Origin of the sequence: Salinibacterium xinjiangense (assembly GCF_014645015.1) — a bacterium.
Classification (GTDB): domain Bacteria; phylum Actinomycetota; class Actinomycetes; order Actinomycetales; family Microbacteriaceae; genus Rhodoglobus; species Rhodoglobus xinjiangensis.
Genome location: NZ_BMLC01000005.1, coordinates 32182 through 45749 on the forward strand (window position 1 = coordinate 32182; position 13568 = coordinate 45749).

Below are 13568 nucleotides of genomic sequence, written 5' to 3' on the forward strand. Positions count from 1 at the left end.
CGACTATGAAGATGTCCGAATTGAGTGAGCGCAGTGGGGTGAGCGCCGCATCAATCAAGGCCTACCAGCGTGAGGAACTGCTGCCGGATCCTGAGCGATCCAGCCCCAACCAGGCGCGGTACGACGGGAACCACATCGACAGGCTGCGCCTGGTGCGCGCACTGATCGACGTGGGCGGGCTGTCTGTGGCGGCCGTACGGAATGTACTGGCCGCTGCCGAAGCTGACATCCCCCTCGACTGGTCGATGGGGGCGGCCCAGCGTGCCATCCCCGGCTCCATCGACCTGCCAGAGCTTCCCAGCCGGGGAGTGACCAAGGTCGACCAGATCACAAAGGACCTGGGCTGGATGGTCTCTCACGACAATTCGGGACGGGGGATGGCCGCTCGGGTCGTCGATTCCTATCTTGAGCTCGATCACGGGGAGTTCCTGAGCGGTCTCCCCGAGTACTCGCGGGCCGCAGCCATCGTCGCGGACACCGACCTCGCCACCGTCGCGCTGCAGCCGAGTCGCGCACGTATGTCGGAGACCGTCGTGGTGGGAACGGTGCTGGGTGACGTGCTTTTCGCTGGCCTGCGCCGAACGGCACAGGAGGATGCAGCTCGCCGCCTTTATTCCGGGTACCAGTCATGACCGCGCATCGGCCCCTATTGTGGCTCGTAGCCCTGATGGGTGGCCTCGCTGTGGTGGCGATTGTCGGCGTCGTCGTCGACCCTCGTGAGGTGCTGGGCGCTCCGGTCTGGGTAAAGCCTCTGAAGTTCGTGCTGTCCATCGCTATCTACGCGGTAACTCTGTCGTGGCTTATCGGCCAGCTCACAGGATGCGCCGCCTGGCACCCATGGCCGGTTCGATCAGCGTCGTCGGCCTGGCTATCGAGATGGTCATCATCGTCGGAGCTGCGATCCTGGGGGAGACGAGCCACTTCAACGTCTCGTCCCCGTTTCACACGTTCCTCTGGTCTGTGATGGCCTTCTCCATCGTCGTTGTCTGGAGGATGACGCTGATCGTGGGGACGGCGCTGTTCAGGAACCCGCTCGGAGATCCCGCCCGCACTCTCGCCATCAGAAGCGGCGTCGTCATCGCGATCGTCGGCATGGGGCTCGCATTCCTGATGACGACCCCGATTGCCCAGTAGCTCGACGACTTCCAGGGCATCGCCCGTGCCCGCGCCGTTGGTGTCGCCGACGGTGGTCCCGGTCTCTTCTTGCTTGGTTGCGGCCCTGTGGCCGGCGATCTGCGCATTCCGCATTTCATCGGCATGCATGCCCTCCGGGTGCTGCCGATCCTCGTGATCGTCCTCGAGTTCCTGTCGCAGCGGATGCCATGCCTCGCCTTCCCGCAGGTGCGCCTGCGGCTGGTGCGCGTGGCCGTCGTCACCTACGTGGCCACCCTTTCCATCCTGACCTGGCAGGAGCTGGCGGGCCAGTCGATCGTGAGCCCCGCCGGACCGATCCTCGCTGCCGGAGCGGCTGTCGCCGTGGCCACTGTGATCGCGGCTGTCACCGCCATCATGGCGCCGGAGCGAGAACTAGTCCGGGATCATTGAGGCATGCAGATTCGCCCGGCGATCGATTCCGACCTCGACGCGATCCTCGTCATCCACAACCACGCCATCCGCGAGACGACCGGGATCTGGACGGACGTCGAGGTCGAACGCGCCGACCGAGAATTGTGGCTCGAAGCGCGGCGGGAGGCGCGACAACCGGTCATCGTCGCCGAGGTCGATGGAGCGCTTGCCGGGTACGCGGCCTACGGGCCGTGGCGGGACAAGACGGGGTTCCGGTTCACCGTCGAGAACTCCGTGTACGTGGCGGAGGGCTTCCAGCGGCGCGGCATCGCACGGGAACTGATGACCGAGCTGATCCGCCTCGCCGGGGAGCGGGGCATCCACGTCATGATCGCTGCCATCGAGGTGGGTAACACAGGGTCGATCGCGCTGCACAGGTCCCTGGGATTCGGCGAGCCGGTGGTGATCGCGGAGGTCGGATTCAAGTTCGGCCGATTTCTGGACCTCGCGTTCCTGCGGCTTGAGCTACGCGCCCCCTGACGCCGGACGCCCCCGACGACAGTCGGTGGCGTTCGTCAAAGTCGGCTAGCGGGATCCGACCACGACTCGCGAGTCTTCGGTGGTGGAATCCACCTGGACGAGGATGCTGTGGGTCACCGATGCCGATCTCGGGACGACGTGAGCGATCGGCCGGCCCGATGAAATCACCAACTCCACAACCTCGGCGTGGAACTCAGCGTCGAACGTAAGACGTTCGCCATGAACCAGATCCTCCTGACGTCTGTCTCGATTACCCGTACGGGCGCAATCAGTCGGTGAATCCGGAACGTGCCTCCGGAGAGATCCGGGGCACCGAACGATGAGGCAGGTGAAGTTGAAATCTTTGATGTCTTCCCAAGAGGACAAGCTCTTGAGACAAAATCACCTCAACGACCTCAACGACCTCAACGACCTCAACAACCTCCACTCGATGGTCGGCCGGCCCACCGCATAAAGGGCCCGAATCGAATTCGTGAAGGAATGGATTTTTTCTGGTTCCGAGTTGTCTTCGGCCGTCAGCGGTGACTTTTATAACAATCGATAACACCGCTCAGGTCTGCTGTCGATCTAGCCAACTCAGGTGACACCAAACCGCGCCGGAGACCCGATTGCAATTACGCACTTCGAGCGCGCTATCGAGTGGGGAGAGGTTGGAGCCGGGCTCAATCTTGGAAATAGCTACAGAGCTCTCGGGGAGATTCAGCGTGCAATGGATTCATACCGGTTCGGCGTGGATGGGAGGAGACCTGGATGCGGCTTACAACCTCGCGACCACTCTCGAGGATTGCGGGGAAACTGAAGAGGCGGCGAGGGTGTACCGACTGCTTTTCGAACAAAACTATGTCAAGTCGGTTATTTCTCACGCATGGATATTGAAGGACGAGCATCAAGATATTGCAGCCGATGAAGTCCTCGTGAGCGTACTCGGGCAGCCTGGCTTGGTTGGGACTCTTGTCGCGGGAACTCTCGGACATTGGCGGTGGAGTGACGGCGCTCGCGACGTCGAGTCACTACTGCGCAAAGGAGCGGATGTTTATCCAGCCGCACGGGCTGATTTGGCAGTCCTCCTGCTTCATCGAGGCGGTGGGCCGAGGCTCGACAGACATTGGAGACGGGATCCGCTCACGGGGAGGTGGCCAGCATGGTGCCGCTAGGGAATCTCTTGTGGGAAGACGGCGAGTTGGTCGCTGCAGAACAACACCCTAATGTCGCCGCTGCTCTGGGCGATGCGTACGCCACATGCAACTATGCCCAGTTGCTCGTTGAACTTGGTCGGAAGTCTGAAGCGCGCGCTATGTTCAAGACCGCAGTTGAACTGGACGACCGTGATGAAGCTCGGCTGCTCAAGGACTTGGAAAACGGATGATGCCCATACTGGACATCCTGATCCATGATGGAGCGCCGATACGCTCAGCTCTATTTTGACCGGGCCGATTGTGTTCTTCGCACGATAATCACTACTGCTTGTCCGAATTGTGGCTACTAAGGGAGGTGCTGTTCGTGGTGGGGGGGACTCGGATCGATTTCTTCGATTGATCGTCCGGGACGATCCGATCGCGCTTGAGAATTCGCAGCGGATGATTTCCGTCGTGCTCGCCTGGAGCGTGGGTGTTCTCCAACGCAAGGCGAGCTTGCTCGAATCAGCCAACACATACCCAACACTTTGACTCGGAATCGGCCCGAAATGCTCGGTAATCATCAGACCTGACGTCTCCCCGAAATGGCTCAGATCCCGCGCAATTCCTAGGTTTTCGGCATCGTTCGGTAGCTGGCAGAGTCTCCGATTCTGCGTCAGGGGGTCGCAGGTTCAAATCCTGTCAGCCCGACAATGTGCCCCGGATTTCTGCGGAAGTTCGGGGCTTTTCGTTGCGTTTTTGAGGGTCACGCTATACATCCAGCACTCACCCAACACTTTGAATTCCCGGGCGAATGAAAGTCACGAAGAAGCGCGGAGAAAAGTGCGAACAAAAGGGGCTGCTGTCGCGGCACCAGCATGCTCACCAGGCTGGAGCCGATGACCTGCTTCCTGAATGAAGAGCGGCTGCTTCCTGCCAGAGTCGTCTACGCTGCTCGCGCGGAAAGCCGAAGGCAGTAGAGTTCGGGCGAACGAGCTTCACCGGAGCATTCGTCCGCAAGCAGCGCTCGTACACGACCGTGCAGACGGGACACTCATGAACGACATCGGCACCTCGCTGCTCCGCATCGACATCGTCACCGGCCCATTGCTGTACGTCGTGCTGGGTCTTGCGACCGTCCAGCTGCTCTACCTTCTCGTGCGCGCCCCGACCAGGGTCTGGATTGTGACGGTCGTGATCGCCGTTGCCGCTGGGGTCGGGGTCGCTGGCATGACCTGGTTCGTGGTCGTGACGGTCGTCGATGCTTTCGGGATGTCGCCTGGTTTGGTGAGCTTCCTCTGGTTTGCCGCAACGTGTTCGGCGATAGCCCTGGCGTTGGCAAATCTGTGGCGTTCGCGCCGGCGTCGTAAAATCGTGGCTGTAGCATCCGTGCTGCTTTTTCTGGTGTCTGGGACATTAGCGATCAATGCGAGCTTCGGGCTGAACCGCACGCTGGGCTCGCTTTTCGGTGTGACGATGGCAGCGGCGGTCTCGCTACCGGCCACGAGTACGCCCCCGGAGACAGGCCCGAGTGCGCCCCCAAAGACCGGCCCGCTCTACCAGAGCTGGGTAGCTCCGGCCGATCTCCCCGCGCAGGGCACGACCGGCAGCCAAGTGATCCCGAACACGGTTTCGGGATTCACCTCACGGCCGGCTGGGATCTATCTGCCGCCCGCGGCATTCGTTGCCAATGCGCCTGCGTTGCCGCTGGTCATCCTCCTCATGGGGCAGCCGGGTAACCCCGATCCGTCGTTCATCGCCGCGACCCTCGACCGGGATGCCGCCGCCCACGATGGTCTCGCACCGATCGTCATCGTCGCCGACCAACTCGGCGACCCGGCCAGCGACCCGCTGTGCCTGGACACTCCGAATTACGGCAAGGCTGAAACGTTCATCACCCAGGACGTCGTGAACTGGGCAGTGTCGAACCTGAACATCATCAAGGACCCGAGGTATTGGACCATTGCCGGGTATTCCAACGGCGGACAGTGCGCCATTTCTTTCGCAGCCAAGCACCCCGACTTGTTCTCTAACGTCGTCGACATCTCCGGCGAGGAATTCGCTGGATCAGAGAGCGAAGAGGCGACACTCGCCGACGTCTTCCTCGGGGACCAGGCCGCCTACGACGCGATCAAACCCCTCAACCTGCTCGCCGCGAGGAAATTCATCGACACGGTCGCCGTCTTCACCGTCGGGTCCAACGACACAGGATTCATCCCCGGACAGCAGCGGATGGCGGCCGCAGCGACGGCCGCCGGCATGACGGTCACCTATTGGGAATCGCCCGACGGCGGGCACGTCCTTCCCGCGCTCACCGACGGCCTCGACGAGGCCTTCGTCGTGCTCTACCCACGGCTTGGGCTCGCACCAGCAACCGGTTGACCCGATACCAACTGCCTGTTGGCACCCTTGTTGCACCATTCCTCCGCGCCCGCCCCGCGCGCAAAAATGTCACATGGGACGGCCCGGGTTCAACATTGGCCCTGGTCAGCGAGTGACAAGCATCGGAGTGGGATTCAGCATTGGGTCTGGATCGAAATCTCAAGCGTGACAATCCGACGTCCTGACGCCATTGCGACATCGGAGCGACGAGCACCGCCTGAGAGTGCAGGCGATAGTGGATCAACAGGTGTCTAACCATTACGAACAGCGTCATAGAAATATCCATGGCGCACGCGGAACGCGCAGCGCCCAATCCCGGCCTGGCCGCGGCGTATCGAGGGCAGGCTATCAACGCGGCGGTAAAGGGGGCAGTTGCTGAGGATCCGGTCTTTGGCGGACGTCTTTGGATGTCTCGATCCGGAGAGTACGGTTCACGATGTTATGACCGATGAATCGTAGGACGAGACAACGTCGTGGCAGAAGCATTTGGACTCGTAATCGCCACTGTTTGGGAATGGGACGGGGTTGTTCACGCAATGGCGTCGGGGCCGCATTCCGACCGGTGGATGACGTCGGCTGCTCGAGTGCTCACAGCCGAGGCGGGGTTTCGGCTCATCGTCGGCGAGAGCTTCGAGGGACTCGACCGCGTCTGGCTGTATCTCGGTCGCAGGGAAATCAATTCTCGTGGGGACGCGAACCGAGATGATCTGCGCAATCACCACAACTATTCCGGCTGTGAGGTACGGCCCGGATGGCCAGCAAAAGGCAACTTCGATGTTTCCGTTCCTTGGCGGATTACCCTGGAAATCGGAATGCGGCTCAACCCCAGAACGACCCGGGAGGAGGGCAAGGAGATTGTCGAGCAGAGATGCCTGTGCCGGGCACTAACGCGCTTGGGGGAGTCGCGTCTGTAGCGGCGTCGGCCGGATTAGGTTGCGTCGGCCTGAGCGGACCGCATATGTGCCGGCCACAGCGCTACAGCCAGGCCGATTTCGAGCTTGGCGATCGTTTCCAACTCCGGCCAGGACCGTCCGTCGACGATCGAAAAAATCGTGGAGTGATCGACCCCGCAGCGAGCCGCCGCCTCCCGGAGGCTCAGGCCCTGAAGTTCCGACCGGAGATTCAACGCAAATCGGCGTGCAACCTCCGCTACCGCATCGTCGGTCGGAGTCTCTGGCCAGTTCGGCACACGCTCGCGAGGGGACAGCTTCTTCGGACGGGGCATAATCAGAGCGTAAAGGACACGGGTCGACCCGAGGCTTCACCATCAGAGACGAGAACCTCGGCGCAAACGGGAGGATGCGAATCTGTAGGTCAGGTCGCCTCAGGTCACCGAAACCCTCAGCAATCTCGAACGGACTGCTGCATCCAGCTTTTCCGCTCAATCATCGCAGCACAAAAAGCGAACGGCTGCGACGCCTCAGCAACTATCCGCTACTCGATCGTATGACGGGCACTCAGAACGCTTTGGACTCCACATGGCCGACCAGTCACGGTCGCCGAATACCGCAGGCTCGAGACGAGGCTGGCGCCACGATTTGCCGTCGCGTGCTCGAAAACGCTATTTGTGCGACTGAAGATTAAGCTCATGAGACGCCTCGTATCCCACGCTTGGTCTCAAGGGGTCATCGCAACACCTGGGGTGCGCGATGAACATCCGTCTTTCGAGGACCAGACGTTCTGATAACGCAACACCGCTGCACGCGTCGGACTGAAATGGTGCACCTCAACGAGGACGGTTGCTCGCGCGCCGCAGGGTGAAACGACGCTCGACCGACCCTATTCACCAGAAAAAGCGGCCGGGGGTCGGGGACGGTCTTAGGAGCATTCTTTGGTTCACGCGCCGTGGTCAGAAGCAAGAGGAGTCAGAGCCTGACGCTACCCACGTCGATCGCGCCGGGCATATAGTCGAGAACGTGTAATTATGCTCATCTCTTCGAGAGGAACTCCATGAAGGCACTCGTTTATAAAGGTCCAGGCCAGAAGTCGTGGGAAGAGGTGCCCAACCCGGCGATCCTGCAACCGACCGACATCATCGTGAAGATCGACACAACGACGATCTGCGGCACCGACCTGCACATCCTCAAAGGCCACGTTCCCACTGTCGAGGTGGGAAGGATCCTCGGCCACGAGGGCGTGGGCACGGTCACTGAGCTCGGGGCCGCCGTCACGAGCCTCAAGTTGGGCGACCAGGTCATCCTTTCCTGCGTCTCCGCCTGCGGACACTGCAGCTACTGCAAGCTAGGGGTCTATTCGCACTGTCTTGCCGACGAGGGGGCATCCGGCATCGGCTGGATTTTGGGCCATCTCATCGACGGGACGCAGGCCGAATTCGTGCGGGTGCCCTTCGCGGAGACGTCGGTCTACCTGCTGCCCGAGAATGTCACCCCCCAGCAGGGAACTGTGCTCTCGGACATCCTGCCGACTGGGCACGAGATTGGTGTGAAGTACGGCAGGGTCAAGGCTGGCGATGTCGTCGCTGTCGTCGGTGCGGGTCCGGTCGGACTCGCGGCGATTGCCACCGCGGGTCTCTATGGCCCCTCGCGGATTATTGCGATCGATCTCGACGCCAATCGAGTGGAGGAGGCCAGAAAATTCGGCGCCACCGACACGGTCGTCTCGAGTGATGCTGACTGGAAGAAGCAGGTACTTGCGATGACCGACGGGCTCGGGGTCGACGTCGCGATAGAGGCCGTCGGTATTCCGCAGACTTTCACGATGTGTCTCGACATCGTGCGTCCCGCTGGCGCCGTGGCAAACGTCGGAGTGCACAGCAAGTCGGTCGATTTCCCGTTGCAGGACTTGTGGATCTCGAACATCAATATCAGCATGGGTCTCGTCAACACCGACACACTCGATATTCTCCTCAAGCTCGTTGCGCAGAAAAAGATCGTGGCCGAGAACTTCGTCAGCCACACCTTCGAACTCGGAGACATTATCGAGGCCTACGACGTGTTTGGGCGTGCCGCCGAAACAAAAGCCCTCAAGGTTCTTCTCAACGCATAGGTCCCTTCCCGATCCGGCCCAGCGTCCGGCGGGGTCTGCCCCGAAGTGCGCGGGATCTGTCCCGCCGCTCGCGCGGTTGTCCTCTGACGTGCCCCACGATTTAGTTTCTTCGGTGGGTGTGGAGTTTCGGGCCTTGCTGGGAGGCTGTGAAACATGTTGATACCGTGCTCTGCCGAGTCGCAGCTAGCGCGGTCGCGCTGGGCAGGGACAGCAGACCTCTGTCACCACCACTGCCGCTGAGGTCGGGATCAGTCAGTCGTGCCTTCGTGACCAGACCCGTCAGGACCAGGCGAATCGGGGTGAGCTTCTCGGAGTCATAACGGTCGAGAACGCGGAAGTTGCCCGCCGACAGAAGTATCTGCGCGGAGTGATTCAGCCAACACTTACCCAACACTTTGACCCGGAATTGCCCCGGAATGTTCGGTAATCGTCAGACCTGGTGTCTTTCCCAGACGCCTTTACTTCCGCATGATTCCGGGGTTCTCGGCACTACTCGGTGCTTGACGGACCCGTCGATTCGAAGACAGGGGGTCACAGGTTCAAATCCTGTCAGCCCGACAATGGGGCTGTTCAAAGAACTGCCTGAAAGAGAAACGCTCCGGAGAGATTTCGGGCGCGTTTCGTGTTTTCTGGACCAGAATCGGTCCCGGGGAGGCAGCTGCATCGCCCTTCGACACGATCTGCTCGTTGACTGCTGGGCGCGCCCGGGTCGGTGTGCATCACATCGTTCGGTGTGCGGTGAGTTTTACCCTCTCGGGCGGTGTTGCAGCCGGGCTGACGGGACAGGAGGCAGGCGGAATCCGTCGACTCCGCCTGCCGCAACACTGCAGAATCACGAGCAGCTAGCAGTATTTCTGCAGAAACATGTCGCCGCGCCTTACCCCGTGCGAATGATCCGCAAACCGGTTCGCACGGCGCTCGCGGCAGGAAGACGGGCAGGGGATTCTGGAGGGCTGGTGACCCTGATAAAATTGGCATTGTGTTCGCCATTGAGCTAGACGCTCCTTCCCCGCTGTCTGAACATCCACTCAACTGGCGCGAGATCGCCACCCCCGAGCCCGGCCCAGGGCAGCTGCTGATCAAAATAGCGGCGTGCGGGGTGTGCCGCTCGAATCTGCACATGATCGAGGGCGATTGGATTGATGGGGGAGTGCCTGCCATCAGCCCGATCATCCCCGGGCACGAGGCGACCGGCACGGTAGCCGCGATTGGTGCGGGCGTGACGACATTCCAGATCGGTGATCGGGTTGGTGTGCAGCCGCTGTGGTGGACGTGCGAGGAGTGCGAGTTCTGCCTCTCCGGCCGCGAGGAACTCTGCCATGAGCGCAAGATCACGGGTGAGCACGTAAACGGCGCGTACGCGGAGTTCATGCTCTCGTATGCGGCGCACAGCTATCACGTGCCTGAGTCCATCGACCTGGTTGATGCCGCTCCGCTGTTCTGCCCGGGAATCACCGCGTTCAGCGCCGTTTCAAAGCTCGACCTCGGGCCCGGAAAGCGTGTCGGAGTGTTCGGCATCGGTGGCGTTGGCCATATGGCCCTGCAGTTTGCGGTACTCACCGGAGCCGATGTCATCGCAGTGGGTCGCAGCGCTGGTCACCTCGAGGTAGCGAAAGAGCTCGGTGCAACGGAGGTGGTGGACTCGACGAAGGTCGACCCGGGTGAATACCTGGAAGACTCTCTCGACGCGGTGCTCACCTTCGCGCCCTCCGACGTGGTGAACGCCGGCGCGCTCCGGGCGCTCAAGTGGGGCGGCACTCTCGTCACTGGTGTTCCCCTGACGTTCGAGGGGTTCCCTTTCAACAAGAGTCAGACTGTGATCGGTACGATCCTCGGCAACCGCGCGCAGATGAACGAGGTGCTGCGTCTCGCCGCGGACGGGAAGATCCGCACCGTGGTCGACCGCTTCCCGATGGCCGACGCAGCCGAGGTCCTTCAGAAGCTCACCAGCGGAGAGTTGCGCTCGCGCGCCGTGCTCGAGAACTGATTTTCACCCAGCCCCGTCAGGTGGCCGAAAACAGCATGGGCATCTCGCACGGCTGAGTGAACGCGCGGCATCACAGCCGTATCCGGGCACCCCGCACGACGTCACCGATCGTCCAAACGGGCATCTGCCTGACAGCATCTGCCTATCAGGACAACCCGACGATCTCGCCGTTCTCATCGATATCGATGTGTTCGGCCGCTGGTGCAGACGAGAGACCGGGCATGGTGCGCATGTCGCCACAGATGGGGTAGATGAATCCGGCCCCGATTGACGCACGTACCTCACGCACCGGCAGTCGCCACCCGGTCGGTGCTCCCTTGATGCTGGGGTCGGCCGACAGGGACAGGTGTGTCTTGGCGATGCATACCGGCAGGTTGCCGAAGCCCGCCTGCTCGTATCTGTCGAGTTGCCGCGCGGCTAGCGGTGAGATGTCTACCCCGTCGGCGCCGTACATCTCGCGCGCGATCAGATCGATCTTGTCGACCAGGGAAAGCTCGTCGGGATAGAGCCGGTGGTAGCTCGACGGCTCAGTGCAGGCCTCGGCTACAGCCTCGGCCAGTTCGGCCGCACCGCGACCGCCCTCGGTGAAGTGGTGACTGATGGCCACTCGTACACCCTCCTCCGCCGCGATGTCCATGATCGCCCGGTGCTCACTGTCATGGTCGGTGGGAAACGCATTCACGGCAATGACCGGTGTGACTCCGTGCTTGCGGATGTTGGCGATCTGCTGGCGGAGGTTCGCCGCCCCGGCGAAGATGTCATCGGGGTTCTCGGCCAGCATCTCCGCTGGCAGCGGTCGACCGGCGACCACCCGGTACTTGCTCGAGTGGGTTTTCAGGTCACGCACCGTCGCGACGATGACGGCAGCATCCGGTGTCAGCCCGGACGCGCGGCACTTGATGTTGAAGAACTTTTCCGCGCCGATATCTGCACCGAACCCCGCCTCGGTGATGAGGTAGTCACCCGCATGGATGCCGATCAGGTCGGCGACGACGGAGGAGTTACCGGTGGCGATGTTGCCGAACGGACCCGCGTGCACGAGAACTGGCGTCTGCTCCACGGTCTGCATCAGGTTCGGCTTGATGGCATCCTTCAGCATCACCGTCATGGCGCCGGCCACCTTGAGCGTCTCGGCCGTCACCGGATCGCCATCGCCGTTGTAGCCGACGACGATTCTTCCCATCCGCTCGCGGAGATCACGCAGTGATGTGCACAGCGACAACAGCGCCATCACCTCGCTGGCTGCGGAGATGTCGAAACCGGTCTGCAGCGGATTGCCGTCATCAGGAGTGCCGAGCCCGGTGATGATGTTGCGCAGTTCGCGGTCGTTGACGTCGAGGACACGCCGCCAGGTGATCTGATGGGGATCCAACCCGAGACGGTTTCCCTTGTGGATATGGTTACCGATCATCGCCGACAGAAGGTTGTGGGCCGCGGTCACGGCGTGCATGTCGCCGGTCAGGTGCAGGTTGAGTGCCTCCATCGGCACCACCTGGGCGTAGCCACCACCAGCGGCGCCACCCTTGATACCGAACACCGGTCCCATCGACGGCTGCCGGATGGCGACGATCCCGAGCTTGTCGATCTGCCGAAAGCCCTGGCCGAGCCCGATCGCGGTGGTCGTCTTACCTGACCCAAGTGGTGTGGGCGTGATTGCGCTGACGACGACATACTTGGCCCGGGGACGATCACGCAGCTCATCAATCGCGCCGAGGGAGATCTTCGCTGCCGCGTTTCCGTAGGGTTCAAGCAGGTGTGCACCGATGCCCATGTCGGCTGCCACCTCTGTCAGCGGACGACGGGTCGCAGCACGGGAAATAGCGAGATCCGAGGGCATGGCCGCGCCGCTTGGTCGAGATGGCTTGAGAATGATGCCTCCTGAGTTTTAACCGCCTGCAGCGCAGCTGACTCGGTGGGGTGGTGGTTTCACGCGGCTGTAAGCGCCACCACTATTCTCTCAAACTCGATCGGGTTGAGCGCAGCGACGCGGCTCAGCTGATCGGTGCGGTGTCTGATCCCTGTGATGCGCCGGGCGGTACCTGTTGCTCAGATGCTGCGGTGGTCGCGCACGGCCAACTCGAGGGCTTCGAGACCGGGTGCGAGGGCAGCATCCACCGCCATCGGATCGGTGATGTTGAGCTGCTGCATCTGCCGGCGATCGCCCGGTGCGGTGTTTATTTCGTGCTCTCCAGCTTCCAGAGCAGCTATCAGGTCGGTGATGACGTCGCCCAGCGATCGACGTTCCCACCCGAGATCGGCACCGGCGTTCTGCGAGGTCATCATCGCCGTCTCGGTGGCACCGGGGTAGACCGTCGCGACATGCACGCCAGTGCCAATCAACTCACGGCGAAGAGATTCGCCGAACCGGGCAAGGCCTGACTTCGTGGCCGCATAGACGGAGTAGAACGGCATACCGACCAGCGCAATCCCGCTGGCAATGTTCAGAAGGATGCTCCCTCGGCCAGTTCCGCTCTGACGAAGAGCGGGAAGCAGGGCCTTGGTGAGCAGAATCGGGGCAGTGAGGTTCAAAGTGATCATGGAGTGGACATCCGCATCGCTGGTCAATTCGAGCCGCCCCGCGCGAACATTGCCGGCGTTGTTTACCAGCAGATCAATCGTGTCCCAGGATGCGACCGCCTGCACAATCCGCTCGGCTGCACCGGGCTGAGTGAGGTCTTCGACCAGAATTTCGGATGTTCCGCCAGCAGAGGTCACGAGCCCGGCCGTTTCCGTGAGCGTGGTCTGCTGTCGCCCGACGAGCAGCAAGTGACCCCCGCGCCGACCGAATTCAAGCGCGAGTGCCCGGCCAATGCCCTGCCCTGCGCCCGTGATGATCCCGCGGCGGTTGGTGAGATCAAGGGCCGTGAGATTCGTAGCGGTGAGATCGGGAGTCGTTGAATGCATTGGAGCACGCTTCTTTCCGTTGATTTCGGCAGGATGGAAGCGGCCCGAAGTTCCGGGCCGTCGCCACGGACGCTGATTGAAGACAACCGGGCACACCGACAGAAATTCCGCAGCTGTCCCGCAGCCCG

General features: G+C 61.9%; 11 protein-coding genes. 8 read left to right on the forward strand and 3 right to left on the reverse strand.

Annotation, left to right across the window (positions count from 1 at the left end; all coding sequences use genetic code 11):
- Positions 1-11 precede the first annotated feature (11 nt).
- The 6 genes from IEW81_RS13415 to IEW81_RS13435 all read left to right on the forward strand — a co-directional run bounded on the left by IEW81_RS13415 (position 12) and on the right by IEW81_RS13435 (position 5543).
- Positions 12-632 carry a MerR family transcriptional regulator gene (locus IEW81_RS13415; protein WP_179691865.1) on the forward strand — a complete coding sequence of 207 codons (621 nt, stop codon included), beginning with the start codon at positions 12-14 and terminating at the stop codon, positions 630-632.
- A gap of 163 nt (positions 633-795) precedes the next feature.
- Positions 796-1134 (forward strand): hypothetical protein, encoded by a 339-nt coding sequence (locus IEW81_RS14570; RefSeq protein WP_229671409.1) that lies wholly within the window; start codon positions 796-798, stop codon positions 1132-1134.
- Positions 1135-1221: 87 nt separating this feature from the next.
- The gene (locus IEW81_RS14575) at positions 1222-1545 is read left to right on the forward strand and encodes a hypothetical protein (protein WP_229671410.1); all 324 of its coding nucleotides are present in this window, start codon (positions 1222-1224) and stop codon (positions 1543-1545) included.
- Positions 1546-1548: 3 nt separating this feature from the next.
- Entirely contained in the window at positions 1549-2046 is a 498-nt protein-coding gene (locus IEW81_RS13425; protein WP_097061121.1) for a GNAT family N-acetyltransferase, read from the forward strand.
- A 1141-nt stretch (positions 2047-3187) separates the two neighbouring features.
- Complete coding sequence (locus tag IEW81_RS13430) at positions 3188-3412, forward strand: hypothetical protein (RefSeq protein ID WP_097061120.1); 225 nt, start codon at positions 3188-3190, stop codon at positions 3410-3412.
- An 805-nt stretch (positions 3413-4217) separates the two neighbouring features.
- Positions 4218-5543, forward strand: coding sequence for an alpha/beta hydrolase (locus IEW81_RS13435; protein WP_097061119.1), 1326 nt, complete (start codon positions 4218-4220; stop codon positions 5541-5543).
- Between the two features lie 928 nt (positions 5544-6471).
- Here the strand turns inward: IEW81_RS13435 and IEW81_RS14795 are convergent.
- Complete coding sequence (locus IEW81_RS14795) at positions 6472-6768, reverse strand: helix-turn-helix domain-containing protein (protein WP_097061117.1); 297 nt, start codon at positions 6766-6768, stop codon at positions 6472-6474.
- 725 nt (positions 6769-7493) lie between these two features.
- Between IEW81_RS14795 and IEW81_RS13445 the strand changes: the two genes are divergently transcribed.
- A complete protein-coding gene (locus IEW81_RS13445) occupies positions 7494-8549 on the forward strand; it encodes a zinc-binding dehydrogenase (protein WP_097061116.1) in 1056 nt (351 codons plus the stop codon).
- A gap of 979 nt (positions 8550-9528) precedes the next feature.
- Entirely contained in the window at positions 9529-10536 is a 1008-nt protein-coding gene (locus tag IEW81_RS13450) for an alcohol dehydrogenase catalytic domain-containing protein (RefSeq protein ID WP_097061115.1), read from the forward strand.
- Positions 10537-10681: 145 nt separating this feature from the next.
- On the opposite strand, the gene IEW81_RS13455 is transcribed toward IEW81_RS13450, so the two are convergent.
- Together IEW81_RS13455 and IEW81_RS13460 are read right to left on the reverse strand one after the other, a co-directional pair.
- On the reverse strand, positions 10682-12373 hold the full coding sequence (locus tag IEW81_RS13455) for a formate--tetrahydrofolate ligase (protein ID WP_097061114.1): 1692 nt from the start codon (positions 12371-12373) through the stop codon (positions 10682-10684).
- 209 nt (positions 12374-12582) lie between these two features.
- On the reverse strand, positions 12583-13440 hold the full coding sequence (locus IEW81_RS13460) for an SDR family NAD(P)-dependent oxidoreductase (protein ID WP_097061113.1): 858 nt from the start codon (positions 13438-13440) through the stop codon (positions 12583-12585).
- Positions 13441-13568: the final 128 nt, after the last annotated feature.

Excerpts from the sequence above, each read along its gene's own strand:
- IEW81_RS13460 (WP_097061113.1), bottom strand. The coding sequence starts at position 13,440 with ATGCATTCAACGACTCCCGATCTCACCGCTACGAATCTCACGGCCCTT.
- IEW81_RS13430 (WP_097061120.1), top strand. The coding sequence starts at position 3,188 with ATGGTGCCGCTAGGGAATCTCTTGTGGGAAGACGGCGAGTTGGTCGCT.
- IEW81_RS13415 (WP_179691865.1), top strand. The coding sequence starts at position 12 with ATGTCCGAATTGAGTGAGCGCAGTGGGGTGAGCGCCGCATCAATCAAG.
- IEW81_RS13435 (WP_097061119.1), top strand. The coding sequence starts at position 4,218 with ATGAACGACATCGGCACCTCGCTGCTCCGCATCGACATCGTCACCGGC.
- IEW81_RS14795 (WP_097061117.1), bottom strand. The coding sequence starts at position 6,768 with ATGCCCCGTCCGAAGAAGCTGTCCCCTCGCGAGCGTGTGCCGAACTGG.
- IEW81_RS13455 (WP_097061114.1), bottom strand. The coding sequence starts at position 12,373 with ATGCCCTCGGATCTCGCTATTTCCCGTGCTGCGACCCGTCGTCCGCTG.
- IEW81_RS13445 (WP_097061116.1), top strand. The coding sequence starts at position 7,494 with ATGAAGGCACTCGTTTATAAAGGTCCAGGCCAGAAGTCGTGGGAAGAG.
- IEW81_RS13425 (WP_097061121.1), top strand. The coding sequence starts at position 1,549 with ATGCAGATTCGCCCGGCGATCGATTCCGACCTCGACGCGATCCTCGTC.